Source organism: Pseudomonas sp. GW822-FHT03F08 (assembly GCF_058801265.1).
This window is the reverse complement of the sequence record NZ_JBXANC010000018.1, coordinates 13,877-28,985: the sequence shown is the minus strand read 5'-3', so window position 1 is coordinate 28,985 and position 15,109 is coordinate 13,877. Positions and strand designations below refer to the sequence as shown.

14 protein-coding genes are annotated in these 15,109 nt (G+C 61.4%); 6 read left to right on the top strand and 8 right to left on the bottom strand.

Annotated elements, in window-relative coordinates; genetic code table 11:
* Positions 1 to 103: 103 nt before the first annotated feature.
* The 7 genes from folK to dksA all read right to left on the bottom strand — a co-directional run bounded on the left by folK (position 104) and on the right by dksA (position 8,802).
* Positions 104 to 589 (bottom strand): 2-amino-4-hydroxy-6-hydroxymethyldihydropteridine diphosphokinase, encoded by a 486-nt coding sequence (gene folK, locus AC1RME_RS29375; RefSeq protein WP_102621081.1) that lies wholly within the window; start codon positions 587 to 589, stop codon positions 104 to 106.
* A 3-nt stretch (positions 590 to 592) separates the two neighbouring features.
* On the bottom strand, positions 593 to 1,993 hold the full coding sequence (locus tag AC1RME_RS29370; protein ID WP_493073033.1) for a polynucleotide adenylyltransferase PcnB: 1,401 nt from the start codon (positions 1,991 to 1,993) through the stop codon (positions 593 to 595).
* Positions 1,994 to 2,727: 734 nt separating this feature from the next.
* On the bottom strand, positions 2,728 to 4,164 hold the full coding sequence (locus AC1RME_RS29365; RefSeq protein ID WP_096820907.1) for a sigma-54-dependent transcriptional regulator: 1,437 nt from the start codon (positions 4,162 to 4,164) through the stop codon (positions 2,728 to 2,730).
* A 22-nt stretch (positions 4,165 to 4,186) separates the two neighbouring features.
* Positions 4,187 to 7,141: a sensor histidine kinase gene (locus AC1RME_RS29360; protein WP_173861356.1), complete on the bottom strand. Its 2,955-nt coding sequence runs from the start codon at positions 7,139 to 7,141 to the stop codon at positions 4,187 to 4,189.
* Positions 7,125 to 7,301: a hypothetical protein gene (locus AC1RME_RS29355; protein WP_003176118.1), complete on the bottom strand. Its 177-nt coding sequence runs from the start codon at positions 7,299 to 7,301 to the stop codon at positions 7,125 to 7,127. Before AC1RME_RS29355 ends, AC1RME_RS29360 begins: the two co-directional genes overlap by 17 nt.
* A gap of 77 nt (positions 7,302 to 7,378) precedes the next feature.
* On the bottom strand, positions 7,379 to 8,275 hold the full coding sequence (gene gluQRS / locus AC1RME_RS29350) for a tRNA glutamyl-Q(34) synthetase GluQRS (RefSeq protein WP_096820909.1): 897 nt from the start codon (positions 8,273 to 8,275) through the stop codon (positions 7,379 to 7,381).
* A gap of 83 nt (positions 8,276 to 8,358) precedes the next feature.
* Positions 8,359 to 8,802: an RNA polymerase-binding protein DksA gene (gene dksA, locus AC1RME_RS29345; RefSeq protein WP_085712147.1), complete on the bottom strand. Its 444-nt coding sequence runs from the start codon at positions 8,800 to 8,802 to the stop codon at positions 8,359 to 8,361.
* 333 nt (positions 8,803 to 9,135) lie between these two features.
* Between dksA and AC1RME_RS29340 the strand changes: the two genes are divergently transcribed.
* Positions 9,136 to 10,308, top strand: a complete 1,173-nt coding sequence (locus AC1RME_RS29340; RefSeq protein ID WP_096820910.1) for a pyridoxal phosphate-dependent aminotransferase — start codon at positions 9,136 to 9,138, stop codon at positions 10,306 to 10,308.
* On the top strand, positions 10,308 to 11,021 hold the full coding sequence (gene sfsA, locus AC1RME_RS29335) for a DNA/RNA nuclease SfsA (protein ID WP_493092114.1): 714 nt from the start codon (positions 10,308 to 10,310) through the stop codon (positions 11,019 to 11,021). The genes AC1RME_RS29340 and sfsA overlap by 1 nt, the downstream gene beginning before the upstream one ends.
* Here sfsA and AC1RME_RS29330 read toward each other — a convergent pair.
* Positions 11,018 to 11,335 (bottom strand): Rieske (2Fe-2S) protein, encoded by a 318-nt coding sequence (locus AC1RME_RS29330; RefSeq protein WP_493092112.1) that lies wholly within the window; start codon positions 11,333 to 11,335, stop codon positions 11,018 to 11,020. The two genes, sfsA and AC1RME_RS29330, sit on opposite strands and share 4 nt — an antisense overlap.
* Positions 11,336 to 11,497: 162 nt before the next feature.
* Between AC1RME_RS29330 and AC1RME_RS29325 the strand changes: the two genes are divergently transcribed.
* From AC1RME_RS29325 to AC1RME_RS29310, 4 genes are read left to right on the top strand one after another with little or no spacing between them, the layout of a single operon-like run.
* The gene (locus AC1RME_RS29325) at positions 11,498 to 12,370 is read left to right on the top strand and encodes a heme/hemin ABC transporter substrate-binding protein (RefSeq protein ID WP_493092111.1); all 873 of its coding nucleotides are present in this window, start codon (positions 11,498 to 11,500) and stop codon (positions 12,368 to 12,370) included.
* A 50-nt stretch (positions 12,371 to 12,420) separates the two neighbouring features.
* The gene (locus tag AC1RME_RS29320; protein ID WP_170931651.1) at positions 12,421 to 13,404 is read left to right on the top strand and encodes a FecCD family ABC transporter permease; all 984 of its coding nucleotides are present in this window, start codon (positions 12,421 to 12,423) and stop codon (positions 13,402 to 13,404) included.
* The gene (locus tag AC1RME_RS29315; protein WP_493092109.1) at positions 13,404 to 14,171 is read left to right on the top strand and encodes a heme ABC transporter ATP-binding protein; all 768 of its coding nucleotides are present in this window, start codon (positions 13,404 to 13,406) and stop codon (positions 14,169 to 14,171) included. Before AC1RME_RS29320 ends, AC1RME_RS29315 begins: the two co-directional genes overlap by 1 nt.
* Positions 14,172 to 14,192: 21 nt before the next feature.
* Positions 14,193 to 15,041, top strand: coding sequence for a ChaN family lipoprotein (locus AC1RME_RS29310; RefSeq protein WP_493092108.1), 849 nt, complete (start codon positions 14,193 to 14,195; stop codon positions 15,039 to 15,041).
* The last annotated feature ends 68 nt before the right edge of the window (positions 15,042 to 15,109 follow it).

The window sequence follows — 15,109 nt, the reverse complement described above, 5'->3', positions numbered from 1 at the left end:
TACTGATGCGATTCAGCGGGCCGGCGGGCCTGATCTGCGGAGTTTTTGTCCTACAAGAACGCAAAATGCGGGAGCCAGTTTGCTCCCGCATCGGCGGTTTGGGTCAGGCGTGGGCGAGGCGTTCGAGGCCGACGAACGGGCAGGCTTTCAGAAGATCGGCAAGGGTGCGGCCATCAGCCAGGTGCAGATCTTCGGGGGCCAGTTCGGCCAGGGGGTACAGGACGAACGCGCGTTCCTGCATGTGGTAATGCGGGACTTTGAGGCGCGGCTCGTCGATCAGTCGGTCACCGAACAACAGGATGTCCAGGTCCAGCGTGCGCGGGCCCCAGCGCTCCAGGCGTTCGCGGCCCTGACCGTTTTCGATGGCTTGCAGGGCATCGAGCAGTTCCAGTGGGGCGAGTGTGCTGTCGAGCGCCGCGACCGCGTTGGTGTAACGCGGTTGGCCCGGCAGCAACGAATCGCTCTGGTAAAAGGCCGAGACGCCGACCAGCGCGCTGTCTGGCAATTGCCCCAGCGCGTCGACCGCGCTGCGCAGTTGTTCGGCGGGGTCAGCCAGATTGCTGCCCATGCCGATGTAGATGCGTTCCATGCCTTATTCGCCCGTGGCGCTCGGTGCGCCGGCGCGTTTGCGCTTGGAACCGCTGCTGCGGCGACGCTTGCGCGGAGCACCGCTGGCGCCGTCTTCCTTGCCGCTGAGGTCGCGGATCATGTCGCGGCGCTCGCTGTCATTGGCGTCCTGATAATCGGTCCACCATTCGCCCAGGCCATCGGTCTGCTCGCCGGCGCTTTCACGCAGCAGCAGGAAATCGTAGCCGGCGCGGAAGCGCGGATTGTCCAGCAACAGGTCGGCGCGTTTGCCGCTGCGGCGTGGCAGGCGTTCCTGCATGTCCCAGATCTCGCGGATCGGCATGGTGAAGCGTTTTGGAATCGCAATGCGCTGGCACTGTTCGGCGATCAACTCGTGGGCGGCTTCCTGCATCGCCGGAATCGGCGGCATGCCACGCTCTTGCAGACGCAACACGCGGGCCGGCAGGGCAGGCCACAGCAGTGCGGCAAACAGGAACGCCGGGGTCACCGGTTTGTTCTGCTTGATCCGCAGATCAGTGTTGGTCAGCGCTTCGCTGATCAGCGTGTGGGTGTATTCCGGGTTGTATTCCAGCGCATCGGCACTGGCCGGGAACAACGGCGCGAACAGTTGCAGGTCGACCAGCATTTCGAAGGTGATGGCGCCATGTCCGGAGAGGAACAGCTTGAGCACTTCCTCGAACAGCCGGGCCGATGGAATCTCGCGCAGCATCGGCGCCAGTTCGCGGATCGGCTGGACGGTGTGCTTTTCGATGCCGAAGTTGAGCTTGGCGGCGAAACGCACGGCTCGCAGCATCCGCACCGGGTCTTCCTGGTAACGCTGCTTCGGGTCGCCGATCAGGCGGATCAGATGATTGCGGATGTCGTGCACGCCGTTGGCGTAATCGAGAATGCGCTCGCTGACCGGATCGTAATACAGGGCGTTGATGGTGAAGTCGCGGCGTTGTGCGTCTTCTTCCAGCGTGCCGTAGACGTTGTCGCGCAGAATGCGCCCGCTCTCGTTGCGCGAAGACTGGTTGCTGTCTTCGTCATCTTCGTTTTGCGGGTGATTGGCGCGGAAGGTCGCGACCTCGATGATTTCGCGACCGAAATGGATGTGCACCAGCTTGAAGCGGCGGCCGATAATCCGCGCATTGCGGAATTCGGCGCGGACCTGCTCGGGGGTAGCGCTGGTGGCAACGTCAAAGTCTTTGGGCGTGATGCCCAGCAGCATGTCGCGCACGCAACCGCCGACCAGATAAGCCTGGTAACCGGCGCCTTGCAGACGTTCGACGATATTGACCGCGTAACGGCTGAATTGGCCCTTTTGCAGCGAATGTTGGCCGCTGTTGAGGACTTCAGGCGTGCTACGGATGTGTTGAGTACGACGAACGGGAGTTCGGAATGACTGGAACAACTTCTTCAGCATGGGATGCACTGTTTGAAGGAATGTTCGGCCAGACCAAAGAATGACCGCATGATGGGCCGGGATTCTAGCATTTAGTCGAGTGATGGTGTAGGACGCAGGCATTTTGCGCTGCAAGCCGCAGGCTAAAGGCGTCGAAAAGGATGAGTGAGGGGGATTTTGCTGCGGGGGAGAAACTACAAGGGGAGCCGAAGCTCCCCAAGAAGTAGTTGCGTGCTCTTTTTATTATTGATTCGGGCTTCTTGTTTTTGTTGAGTGCCCTCGCCATGAAGCTTTTCCTTCATGACCCTCCCAATCGGGAGCCAAGAGCAAACGGATTGCTTTGGTCGCTGAATTGCAGTGATCTCTCGATCCAACCAGTACAGGCTCTGTCTTAAGACAGTTTTTGTTGTTCTCGGCCTGGTCGTGGGGCAAGCCCCAAATACAACGCCTCTCCAAAAGAATCAGTTAGCTGCGCCTCTCGCCGTCTTGTTTTTATTGTGCGTGAGTCGATTCGTCTTATTTTTATTGTCTTGTGCATTGCTTGTTATTGTTCTTGTACCAAACATATAGCAGGTGCCGTGCCAACTTTTGCGAACCCCAATAAAACAAGGGGTTAGGTCGATATAACCGTTTTCGCAGGGCGAAAAAAAGCCGGGGTTTCGTTACCGATAACCCCGGCTTCTGTTACGTGAAAAGACTGAGGTAACAGTTTTTTCACATCCTCAACCGTTACCCGCACACTCGACAGGTAACGTTCAGCTCTCGCTGGCGACCCCGGTCTTGCGCCGTGGAATGCCCAGACGCTGACGGCGCTCCCACAGGCATTTGCGGCTGACGCCCAGTTTGCGCGCCAGTTCGGTCTCGGTCATGTGGTCCTGATGCTCGAGCACGAAATGCTGGAAGTAATCTTCCAGCGACAGATCTTCGGTCGGCTCGTGGCTGCTGTTGCTGGCGTTACCGGCCGGTTGCGCCGGCAGACCGATGAACTCATCGTCCTCCAGGTCACCCAGCTCGATGTCGATGCCCAGCAGGTCGGCAGAGATTTCCGGGCTTTCGCTCAGAATCACGGCGCGCTCGACGGCGTTTTCCAGCTCCCGCACGTTGCCCGGCCAGGAATAGTGCCGGATGGCCTGTTCGGCATCGGCGGCAAATTTCAGGTCGGTGCGGTTGATGCGTGCGCTCTGGCGAGCGAGGAACGCATTGGCGATTTCGTTGACGTCGGCGCCACGCTCGCGCAGGGCCGGCAGTTTCAACGCGATCACGTGGAGGCGGTAGTACAAGTCCTCACGGAACTGGCCGATTTTCGCCAGGCTCTTGAGGTCGCGGTGGGTTGCGGCGATCAGTCGAACATCGACCTTCTGCGACTGGACCGAGCCAACCCGGCGAATTTCGCCTTCCTGCAATACGCGCAGCAGGCGGGCCTGTGCTTCCAGTGGCAATTCGCCGATCTCGTCGAGGAACAGCGTGCCGCCGTCCGCCGCTTCCACCAGGCCGGCGCGACCGGCGCTGGCACCGGTGAACGCGCCTTTCTCGTGACCGAACAGTTCGGACTCGATCAGGCTTTCCGGAATGGCGGCGCAGTTCACCGAGATCATCGGTGCCTTGGCGCGTTTCGACAGGTTGTGCAGGGCGCGGGCCACCAGTTCTTTACCGGTGCCGGACTCACCCTGGATCAATACATTGGAATCCGTCGGGGCGACTTTACGGATCTTGCCGTAAAGGTCCTGCATGGGTGGGCAGGAGCCGATGATGCCGATCTCGCCGTTGCTGTTGTCGACGGCGGATTTGCCGTTACCGTTGGCAGTTTTGCCGGTAACAACTTCGCCGGCAGCCGGCGCCGACTGGCGATCACGCAGGATCCGCGCGACAGCTTGAAGCATCTCGTCGTGGTCGAAAGGCTTGGCGATGTAGTCCACCGCGCCCATCTTCATCGAGTCGACCGCCGAGCGCAGGCTGGCGTAGCTGGTCATGATCAGCACCGGCGTGCCCTGGCCGAGCTTGATCAGCTCGGTGCCCGGAGCACCCGGCAGACGCAGGTCGCTGACGATCAGATCGAAAGTGGGAATACTGAAGCGTTCTTGTGCTTCCTGCACTGAACCGGCTTCGCTGACCTGGTACTGGTTGCGTTCCAGCAGGCGGCGCAAGGCGGAGCGGATAATGGTTTCGTCTTCGACGATCAAAATGTGCGGCATTGATTCGATACTCTCGACGGTCTCAGTTCACAGCGGACGTCGCTTCGACATGACGCGGCAATGTCACCCGGATACGGGTGCCGCGCTGGCTCTGAACATCAGCCGGGCTGTCGATGGTGATTTGTCCATAATGCTCTTCAACGATGGAATAGACCAGTGCAAGGCCCAGACCGGTGCCTTCGCCAGGATCCTTGGTGGTGAAGAAGGGTTCGAACAATCGATCCATGATGCTCGATGGGATGCCGCTGCCTTCGTCCTCGACGATCAGATCGACCGTGTGTTCGCCGGCTTCGCTCTTGACCCGCACCGCACTGCCGGCAGGCGAGGCGTCACGGGCGTTGGAGAGCAGATTGATCAGGACCTGGGCGAGCCGCTGCGGGTCGCCTTCGACCCAGTGGTCGGGGTCGCACAGGTTGTAGAACTGGACTTCGAAGTTGCGTCGGTTCAGGGCCAGCAGGCCGATGGCGTCCTGAGCCACTTCCGCCAGACAGACGGGCTCGTCGCTGTGCTGATGGCTGCCGGCGTGGGCGAAGCTCATCAGCGACTGCACGATGCGCGACACGCGTTTGGTCTGCTCGAGGATCTGGCCGCTGATTTCCGTCAGTTCGCCGTCGTCTTCGCGTTCTTCACGCAGGTTTTGCGCAAGACAGGCGATACCGGTGATCGGGTTGCCGATTTCATGGGCCACGCCGGCCGCGAGTCGGCCAATGCTGGCCAGGCGCTCGGAGTGCACCAGTTTGTCTTCGAGCATCTGGGTTTCGGTCAGGTCTTCCACCAGCAGCACGAGGCCGCTGTTACCCGGCGCCAGGGGCTCGTCGATGGCCGCTTTGTGCAGGTTCAGCCAGCGGGTCTGGCCGTCGAGGGCCAGGTGCTGTTTGTGCAAATGTTCGTCGGGCAGGTTGATGAAGCCTTGCAGCAACTCTTTCCACGGATTGGCGATGGTGCTCAAGCGCGATCCGACGACCCGTTGCGCGGCAATCCCGGTCAGCTCTTCCATGGCCTTGTTCCACATCAGGATCTCCTGATCCTTGGCCAGCGAGCAGACGCCCATCGGCAGTTCCTGCAAGGTCTGGCGGTGGTAGCGGCGCAGGGCATCGAGTTCGGCGGCGAGGCCGGTGAGGCGCGAGTGGTAGTCCTCAAGGCGACTTTCAATGAAGTGAATGTCTTCGGTGACGTAGTTTTCACCGCCCGCCTTGTACGGCAGGAAGGTTTCCACCATGTCCTGGGCGACGCTCGGGCCCATCAGGCCGGAGAGGTTGGCTTCGATCCGGTCACGCAAACGGCGCAAGGCATAAGGGCGGCGCTCGTCGAACGGTAGATAAAGATCGCGCAGGGCCTGTTCGACCTCTTTCTGCGCAGCCTTGGCACCCAGTGGTTTGGCCAGTTGCGTGGCGAATTCCTGCGGCGAGGCGGCGTGCAGTTCCCGGCGTTGCGGGCGACGCACGTTGTCCACCGCGCAGGCTTCGGCGGCGCTGGCCTCTTCCGGGCTGGCATTGGTGAACAGCGAGATCAGGGTGAACATCAAGACGTTGGCCGCCAGCGAGGCGATGGCCGCCATGTGCCAGCTGGTGTCGTCGAGCACGTAGATCATGTTCAGCAGCGGGATATAGAAACCTTGCAGATTGCCGACCAGCGGCAGCAGCATGGTCACCACCCACACCAGAATCCCCGCCAGCAGACCGGCGATGAAACCGCGGCGGTTAGCGGTCGGCCAGTACAGTACCGACAGCACGCCAGGCAGGAATTGCAGGGTCGCGACGAAGGCGACGATGCCGAGGTTGGCCAGATCCTGTTCCGCGCCGAGCATCAGGTAGAAGCAGAAACCGGCCATGATGATCGCGACGATCAGCGCCCGGCGGGTCCATTTCAGCCAGCGGTAGATGTTGCCTTCAGCCGGAGGCTGGTAGAGCGGCAGCACCAGATGGTTCAGGGCCATGCCAGAAAGCGCCAGCGTGGTGACGATGATCAGGCCGCTGGCCGCCGACAGACCGCCGACGTACGCCAGCAGCGCCAGCGCCTTGCTGTTGGCAGCAATGCCGATGCCGAGGGTGAAGTATTCCGGATTGGTGGTGGCACCGAGTTTCAGGCCGGCCCAGAGAATCAGCGGCACGGCGAGACTCATCAGCAGCAGGAACAGCGGCAGGCCCCAGCTCGCACTCACCAGCGAACGCGGGTTGAGGTTCTCGGTAAAGGTCATGTGATACATGTGCGGCATCACGATCGCCGAGGCGAAAAACACCAGCAGCAACGTGCGCCACGGGCCTTCCTGCAAAGGGGTGTGCAGGGCGGCGAGGGCGGTCTGGTTCTGCAGCAGCCACAGTTCGAGCTGTTGCGGGCCGTCGAACACACCATACAAGGCGTAGAGGCCGACGCCGCCGAGAGCGGCCAGTTTGATCACCGATTCGAAGGCGATCGCAAACACCAGCCCTTCGTGCTTTTCACGGGTGGCGATATGGCGGGAGCCGAAGAAGATCGTGAACAGAATGATCAGCGCACAAAACGCCAGGGCCACGCGATTCTGCACCGGTTCGCCGGTAAGAATGCCGATGGAATCGGCCACGGCCTGGATCTGCAACGCCAGCAACGGCAATACGCCGATCAGCATGAAAATCGTGGTCAGCGCACCAGCCCAGGTGCTGCGGAAGCGGAACGCGAACAAGTCCGCCAGCGACGACAGTTGATAAGTGCGAGTGATCTTCAGGATCGGATAAAGCAGCACCGGCGCCAGCAGAAACGCGCCGGACACCCCGAGATAACTGGACAGAAAGCCGTAGCCGTACTGATAAGCCAGACCGACCGTACCGTAGAACGCCCACGCACTGGCGTAGACCCCCAGCGACAGGGTGTAGGTCAGCGGATGGCGAATGATCGCCCGCGGGATCATGCCCCGTTCACTGATCCAGGCCACTCCGAACAGCGCGGCCAAGTAGGCGGCGCTGATCAGCAGCATCTGGGTCAGGCTAAAGCTCATCGGCATCTTTTTGGCTCTGAAGGATGAAGGTCACGACGATCAGGATCAGCCAGAGCAGATAAGGGCGATACCAGGCGCCCGTGGCGTCGATCCACCAATCCATGATGGCGGGAGAAAACAGGTAGATCCCCACGACCAGAAGCAGGACCAAGCGATAGATGTACATCCCGGCCTCTCTTTTTTATGCGCGTGCCCGAAAACGTGCGGCGATGGTAACGGATGGGCGCGCCACTGCAAGTGTCGTCACAGCAGTTGCGCTTCAGGCAGGGTCAGTGTGCGCGGGATTTTCGAGGCATCCCAGTGGGCGCTGCCCCAATTCAACAGTTCTTGCGGCGAGGCGTGGGCCAGTTCGGCGCCGGGATTTTGCCCCAGCGCGCGCAAGGCGCGCAGCAGCAGTGGCGTGGCCTGATCGGCTTCCAGCGGTGGCGAGCGGTAGGACTTGCCGAGCTTGTTGCCGTCGGGCTGGGTAATCAGCGGCAGGTGCAGATAACGCGGCTGGCGCAGGCCCAGCAGTTCTTGCAGGTAGAGTTGGCGCGGCGTCGAGTCGAGCAGATCGGCGCCGCGCACGATGTCGGTGATGCCCTGCCAGGCGTCGTCCAGCACCACCGCCAGTTGATAGGCGTACAGGCCGTCGCGGCGGCGGATCACGAAATCACCCACGTCACGGCCCAGGTGCTGACGGTATTCGCCCTGCACCCGGTCGATGAAGTGATATTCCAGCTCGGGCACGCGCAGGCGGATCGCGGCGTCTTCCTGACCATGGCCGGCATTGCGGCACAGTCCCGGATAAATGCCGTGATAGGGCTCCAGTTGTTTGCGCGAGCAGGTGCAGGCGTACGCCAGACCGTGATTGAACAGACTGTCGAGCACTTGCGCGTAGGCGTCATGCCGGTCGCTCTGGCGGACCATTTCGCCGTCCCATTCGAAGCCGTAGCTTTCCAGCGCCTTGAGAATCGCGGCTTGCGCCCCCGGCTCTTCCCGGGGCGGATCGAGATCTTCCATGCGCACCAGCCAGCGGCCATTTACCGAGCGGGCGTCCAGATAAGAAGCCAGTGCAGCCACCAGCGAACCGAAGTGCAGGTGTCCACTGGGTGTAGGCGCAAAGCGGCCGATGTAGGCGGGGGAGGTGTTGGCAGTCATGAGAGCGATGCTACTAGAGAGTCAAAAAACAGCAGAAACAAAAACGGAGCGTTCGCACGCTCCGTTTCTCGTTCAGGTCGGGATTACTTGCCGACCTGCTTTTCCTTGATTTCCGCAAGGTTCTTGCAGTCGACGCACATGTCGGCAGTCGGGCGGGCTTCGAGGCGCTTGACGCCGATCTCGATGCCGCAGGAATCACACCAGCCGTACTCTTCGTCTTCGATCAGTTGCAGCGTCTTGTCGATCTTCTTGATCAACTTGCGCTCGCGGTCGCGGGCACGCAGCTCAAGGGCGAATTCTTCTTCCTGGCTGGCACGGTCGGCCGGATCAGGGAAGTTGGCTGCTTCGTCTTTCATGTGATCAACAGTGCGGTCGACTTCCTGCATCAAGTCCAGTTTCCACTTGGTCAGGATCTTGGTGAAGTGCGCGCGCATGGGCTTGCCCATGTACTCTTCGCCTTCGGCCGGAACGTAAGGTTCGAAACCGCTGATCGCCTGTTGCTGCTGTTGCTTTGCTTGGGTGGGCATGAAATGGACCGCCTCTACTCTTGTAATCCATTGCGCAGGATTGCTCCATCACCGACACCTGCCGGCCCTGCGGCTGCAAGCGGGCGAACTTACCAGATCAATTCGGCCCGCGCTACTCCCGGATGTCGAGCCCGCGGCCGGTGGTGCTTGCAAATGTTTGCCAAGCCATGTCTGGTGGTGCTGGAGACCTGACAATCAATCATTTTAGTCAATCCTGGAGCGTACGCTTGTGTCGTTACAGTCCAGTGTTCTTGAGGCTGTGACCGCTACGGGTTCTCGCTCGTTCCGGCAGATGGGTAGAATCGTTTCTTTTCCCTCGTTGAAGGAAGGCCAATGGCTCAGCCCTACAGTGCGCGCAGTCGTGCGATCGAACCGTTCCATGTGATGGCGTTGCTGGCGCGGGCCAATGAATTGCAGGCTGACGGCCACGACGTGATCCACCTGGAAATCGGCGAACCGGACTTCACGACCGCCGAACCGATCATCCGCGCCGGCCAGGCCGCGCTGACGGCGGGGAAAACCCGTTACACCGCCGCCCGTGGCATTCCTGAGCTGCGAGAGGCGATTTCCGGTTTCTACCAGACCCGCTATGGCCTGAATATTGATCCGCGACGGATTCTGATCACGCCGGGCGGCTCCGGGGCGCTGCTGCTGGCCAGTGCGTTGCTGGTGGATCCGGGCAAGCACTGGTTGCTGGCCGATCCCGGTTATCCGTGCAACCGGCATTTCTTGCGGTTGGTCGAGGGCGCGGCGCAACTGGTTCCTGTCGGGCCGGATGTACGCTATCAACTGACGCCTGATCTGGTGGAACGCCACTGGGATCACGACAGTGTCGGCGCACTGGTCGCCTCGCCGGCCAACCCGACCGGTACGATTCTGACCCGCGATGAGCTTTTGGGGTTATCCACAGCCATCAAGGCGCGGCACGGGCATCTGGTGGTGGACGAGATCTACCACGGCCTGACTTACGGCACCGATGCCGCCAGCGTGCTGGAAGTCGACGACAGTGCGTTTGTCCTCAACAGTTTCTCCAAATATTTCGGCATGACCGGATGGCGCCTCGGCTGGCTGGTGGCGCCGGATGCGGCGGTCAGTGAGCTGGAAAAACTCGCGCAGAACCTCTACATCAGTGCGCCGAGCATGGCCCAGTATGCGGCGCTGGCCTGTTTCGAGCCGGATACCATTGCGATCCTCGAGGAGCGCCGCGCCGAATTCGGCCGTCGTCGCGATTTCCTGCTGCCCGCACTGCGGGAGCTGGGCTTCAATATCGCCGTGGAGCCGGAAGGCGCGTTCTACTTGTATGCCGATATCAGCCAGTTCGGCGGTGATGCCTTCGCGTTCTGCCGTCACTTCCTTGAAACCGAGCACGTAGCGTTCACCCCGGGCCTGGATTTCGGACGCTATCAGGCCAGTCATCACGTGCGCTTTGCCTACACGCAAAACCTTCCTCGCCTACAGGAGGCGGTGGAGCGCATCGCCCGTGGCTTGAAGAGCTGGCAAGGCTGATGCGCTTTCATCCTCCTCTTGAAGAGGGCCGGTTGATCCGCCGTTACAAACGCTTTCTCGCCGACATCGAAACTGTTGGCGGCGAATTGCTGACGATTCATTGCCCGAACACCGGTTCGATGCTCAATTGTCAGGTCGAGGGAGGTCAGGTCTGGTTCAGCCGCTCCAATGACCCCAAGCGCAAGCTGCCCGGCACCTGGGAAATTGGCGAAACCCCGCAGGGCCGGTTGTTCTGTGTGAACACCGGGCGCGCCAACGCGCTGGTCGAAGAAGCCTTGCAAGGCGGCGTCATCAGCGAGCTGAACGGGTTCACCGCGCTGAAGCGTGAAGTGGCCTACGGACAGGAAAAAAGCCGCATCGACTTTCGCCTCGAATACCCGACAGGGCCGGCGTACGTGGAAGTGAAAAGTGTCACGCTGGGTTTCGACGGTACGGCGGTGGCGGCCTTTCCCGATGCGGTGACAGAGCGCGGCGCCAAGCATTTGCGTGAGCTCGCGCATCTGGCGCGCGACGGGATTCGGGCGGTGCAGTTGTACTGCGTGAACCTGACCGGCATCGAGGCGGTGCGCCCAGCCGTGGAAATCGATTCGGCCTACGCCGATGCCTTGCGTGAGGCGGTGGCGTCCGGGGTCGAGGTGCTGGCTTATGGTGTGCGGTTAAATCATGAGGAAATGTTGATCGATCGTCGGCTGGACGTATTGCTCGACGGTTAAACGTCGACCCACAGCCCTTGTGCGTCCTCACGGCAATCGATGACCGTCAGCGATTGCCCGGCGCAGGGGCCCGCCACGCATTCACCGTCCTCGATCAGAAACAGTGCGCCGTGAGTGGCGCACTGGATCAGGCTGTTGCTCGGGTCGAGAAACTGGTCGGGTTGCCATTCGAGCCCGACGCCCCGGTGCGGGCAACGGTTGAGGTAGACGTACACCTGGCCGGCCCGGCGTACGGCGAACAGTCTTTTCCCGTCGATCTCGAAACCGCGGCTGGCGGCCTCGGCCAGATCGGCGCCCGTGCACAGAAACTTCATGGCTATCCTCAAGTGTCAGCGCGTGTCCGGATATGTCCGAGCTTGACGTTTAAATGCAAACAATTATCAAATGGCCTCCTTCGCCCGCTGCGCGGTGACCGCTGCCGAGGATACTTGGCCTGCCGTCCCGATGCCCGGGAAAATCCTTCAAGGAAGCTGTCTATGCGCCTGAGTACCCGCGTTGCCGTGCTGTGTGTCGGACTTTTTGTCAGCCACCAGGCTGCAGCGGCCCAATTGCCGCAACGTTGGGTCAGTGCCGGCGGTGCCTTGTCGGAGTGGGTGAGTGCCTTGGGCGGCAAGGCGAAACTGGTGGGCGTCGACACCACCAGCCAGCATCCCGAATCCCTCAAGTCGCTGCCGAGCATTGGTTACCAGCGCAGTCTGTCGGCGGAAGGCATCCTCAGCCTGCGTCCGGACATCCTGATCGGCACTGAGGAAATGGGCCCGCCTCCGGTGATCACGCAGGTTCGCGGTGCCAAGGTGCAGGTGGAATTGTTCTCCGCTCAGCCGGATCTGCCGACGCTGGAAAAAAACGTTACTCATCTGGGCCAGTTGCTGGGCGCCGAGATTCAGGCGACGCAACTGCTGCAAAGTTATCAACAGCAACTTGATGCACAGAAGGCTCGGGTGGTTGCGGTGCAGTCAAAACACAAGGCTCCCGGTGTGTTGTTGCTGCTCGGGCATGCCGGCGGCAAACCATTGATTGCCGGCAAGGACACCGCTGCCGATTGGCTGCTGCAACAGGCGGGCGGGCACAACCTGGCCACTCACATCGGTTACAAACCGTTTTCCGTGGAGTCCCTGGCCGGGCTCGACCCCGAAGTGTTGGTGTTTGCTGACCGCGCACTGACCGGCGAAGCGGCGAAAGCGGCGCTGTTCAAGGAGAACCCGATCCTCAATTCCAGCCGTGCGGCCAAGTCCGGACGCGTGCTGGAGCTGGACCCGACGCTGCTGGTCGGCGGGCTCGGGCCGCGTTTGCCGGGAGCGCTGAAAACCCTGTCTGACGGTTTCTACCCGACCCAGAGCGGCCAATGACCACGCTGGTCAAACCCCGTGGCTTGTTCATCGGCCTGATCCTGCTGTGTCTGTTGGCGATCTGGCTGTCGCTGGCCTTGGGGCCGGTCAGCCTGCCGCTGTTTGATACCTTACGGGCGGCTTTGCGCATGATCGGCGTGCCGTTGGCACCGGACGGGCTGGAACAGGCTGAGCTGATTCTTGGGCAGATTCGCTTGCCGAGGACTTTGCTCGGGTTGGCCGTCGGCGGCGTGCTGGCGTTGTCCGGTGTGGCGATGCAGGGCTTGTTTCGCAATCCGCTGGCCGATCCCGGGTTGGTTGGCGTCTCCAGTGGCGCTGCTTTAGGCGCGGCGGTGGCGATTGTCGGCGGTTCGTTTTTCGGCGGTTTGCCGGAGTGGTTCGGGCCGTATCTGCTGTCTGTGTGTGCATTTCTCGGTGGTCTTGGTGTGACGGCGCTGGTCTACCGGCTCGGCCGTCGCAACGGGCAGACCAATGTCGCGACCATGTTGCTGGCAGGCATCGCCCTGACTGCGCTCGCCAGTTCTGCTGTGGGGCTTTTTACCTATCTGGCGGACGACGCGACCCTGCGAACCCTGACTTTCTGGAACCTTGGCAGTCTCAACGGCGCGAGTTATGCGCGGTTGTGGCCGCTGCTGATCATCAGCGCCGGTGTCGCGTTATGGCTTCCGCGTCGGGCCAAAGCGCTGAATGCGTTGCTGCTCGGGGAGTCGGAAGCCGGGCATCTGGGGATCGATGTCGAGCGACTCAAGCGTGAGCTGGTGTTCTGCACCGCGCTGGGTGTCGGGGCTGCAGTGGCGGCGGCCGGGATGATCGGATTTGTCGGGCTGGTGGTGCCGCATCTGGTGCGTTTGCTCGCCGGGCCGGATCATCGCGTGTTGTTGCCGGCTTCGGTGCTGGCCGGTGCCAGTCTGTTGTTGCTGGCGGATCTGGTGGCGCGGCTGGCGCTGGCACCGGCAGAGTTGCCAATTGGCATTGTCACTGCATTCATCGGCGCGCCGTTCTTCCTTTATTTGCTGCTGCGAGGACGTGCCTGATGCTGCGTGCGCACAATCTGCACATCCGTCGTGGCCGCAAGACGGTACTGGCTGACATCAATCTGCAACTGGAGTCGGGTGAAGTGCTCGGTGTGCTCGGCCCCAATGGCGCCGGCAAAAGCACTTTGCTCGGGGCATTGTGCGGGGAACTGACGGCCAGTGAAGGCAGCGTTTCTCTCGACGGCGAAGCCTTGAGCCATTGGAGTGGCAGTCAGCGCGCTCAGCGGTTGGCGGTATTGCCCCAGGTGTCGACGCTGGATTTTGCCTTTCGCGTCGAAGAAGTGGTCGGGATGGGGCGTTTGCCGTATCAGACCGGCAGAGTGCGCGACGACGAGATTGTTACCGCCGCGTTGCTGGCAGCGGATGCCGGTCATCTGAGCGGACGCAGTTATCTGGCGTTGTCCGGTGGCGAGCGCCAGCGGGTGCATCTGGCCCGCGTGCTGGCGCAGTTGTGGCCGGGGCAGGCCGGGCAGACCTTGTTGCTGGATGAGCCGACTTCGATGCTCGATCCACTGCATCAACACACCACCCTTCAAGCCGTGCGTGAGTTTGCCGATCGTGGCGCTGCAGTGATGGTGATCCTGCATGATCTGAACCTGGCGGCGCGCTATTGTGATCGCATCCTGCTGCTTGAAGGCGGGCGCCCGGTGGCGCTGGACACGCCGCAGCAGGTGTTGCGTCCGGAGTCGCTCAAGGCCGTGTTCGGTCTGGAGGTTTTGGTGCAGTCGCACCCGGAGCGCGGGCATCCGCTGATCATCGCCCGCTGATTTCGTCATCGAGGTGAAAGCATGCGTGGGATTTTGCTGTTTGCGGTGTTGTTGCTTGGCGGTTGCCAACATGTCGCTCCGCCACCGGTCAGTGGCGAGATTCGCGACCTGCGCAGCGGAACACTGATTACCCCGCACGAATTGCTGACGCGTCTGGGCAAGCCGGCACGGGTGATCGTCGGTGAGCAACATGACAACGCCGATCATCATGCTGTGCAATTGTGGCTGTTGCAGACGCTGGGCGAAGCGCGTCCCCAGGGCAGTCTCCTGCTTGAAATGCTGACACCCGATCAACAATCGCGGGTTGATGACGTACACCATTCCCCAAAGCCTCCTGTCGATCTTCCGGTCGAGCTGGCGTGGCAGGACGGTTGGGACTGGAAACTCTACGGGCCGATTGTGCGGTTTGCTTTCACGCAACCGTATCCACTGTTGGCGGCCAATCTCGATAACATTGAAATTCGTGCGTTCTATCGCGACCCTCCGGTATTGAAGGGGGATCGCAGCAACGCCGAGTCGGTGAAAAACGAGCTGGCCGGGCAGATCAACGATTCTCACTGCGGCTTGCTGCCCCAATCGCAAATGCCGGCGATGCTGGCGGTGCAGCAGCAACGGGATCGGCGGATGGCCTCACGGTTGATGGCGGCGCCTGCGCCAGCGTTGTTGTTCGCGGGTGCGTTCCATGCGCGCAAGGATGTTGGTGTGCCGCTGCATGTGCTGGATCTGGGCGCGCCCGAAGCGCCGACGGTGCTGATGCTGGCGGAGCAGGGCAGCGAGGTCACGGCGGCCATGGCCGATTATGTCTGGTTCACGCCGGCCACACCGAAACCGGATTACTGCGCCGAGATGCGTAAACAGTTCGGCCAATGACTTTCTCGCAGGCAAAAAAAGACCCGGTAAAAACCGGGTCAAATAACCGTGATTAGCCTGATGAGGAG

Excerpts from the sequence above, each read along its gene's own strand:
- folK (WP_102621081.1), bottom strand. The coding sequence starts at position 589 with ATGGAACGCATCTACATCGGCATGGGCAGCAATCTGGCTGACCCCGCC.
- AC1RME_RS29370 (WP_493073033.1), bottom strand. The coding sequence starts at position 1,993 with ATGCTGAAGAAGTTGTTCCAGTCATTCCGAACTCCCGTTCGTCGTACT.
- AC1RME_RS29365 (WP_096820907.1), bottom strand. The coding sequence starts at position 4,164 with ATGCCGCACATTTTGATCGTCGAAGACGAAACCATTATCCGCTCCGCC.
- AC1RME_RS29360 (WP_173861356.1), bottom strand. The coding sequence starts at position 7,141 with ATGCCGATGAGCTTTAGCCTGACCCAGATGCTGCTGATCAGCGCCGCC.
- AC1RME_RS29355 (WP_003176118.1), bottom strand. The coding sequence starts at position 7,301 with ATGTACATCTATCGCTTGGTCCTGCTTCTGGTCGTGGGGATCTACCTG.
- gluQRS (WP_096820909.1), bottom strand. The coding sequence starts at position 8,275 with ATGACTGCCAACACCTCCCCCGCCTACATCGGCCGCTTTGCGCCTACA.
- dksA (WP_085712147.1), bottom strand. The coding sequence starts at position 8,802 with ATGCCCACCCAAGCAAAGCAACAGCAGCAACAGGCGATCAGCGGTTTC.
- AC1RME_RS29340 (WP_096820910.1), top strand. The coding sequence starts at position 9,136 with ATGGCTCAGCCCTACAGTGCGCGCAGTCGTGCGATCGAACCGTTCCAT.
- sfsA (WP_493092114.1), top strand. The coding sequence starts at position 10,308 with ATGCGCTTTCATCCTCCTCTTGAAGAGGGCCGGTTGATCCGCCGTTAC.
- AC1RME_RS29330 (WP_493092112.1), bottom strand. The coding sequence starts at position 11,335 with ATGAAGTTTCTGTGCACGGGCGCCGATCTGGCCGAGGCCGCCAGCCGC.
- AC1RME_RS29325 (WP_493092111.1), top strand. The coding sequence starts at position 11,498 with ATGCGCCTGAGTACCCGCGTTGCCGTGCTGTGTGTCGGACTTTTTGTC.
- AC1RME_RS29315 (WP_493092109.1), top strand. The coding sequence starts at position 13,404 with ATGCTGCGTGCGCACAATCTGCACATCCGTCGTGGCCGCAAGACGGTA.
- AC1RME_RS29310 (WP_493092108.1), top strand. The coding sequence starts at position 14,193 with ATGCGTGGGATTTTGCTGTTTGCGGTGTTGTTGCTTGGCGGTTGCCAA.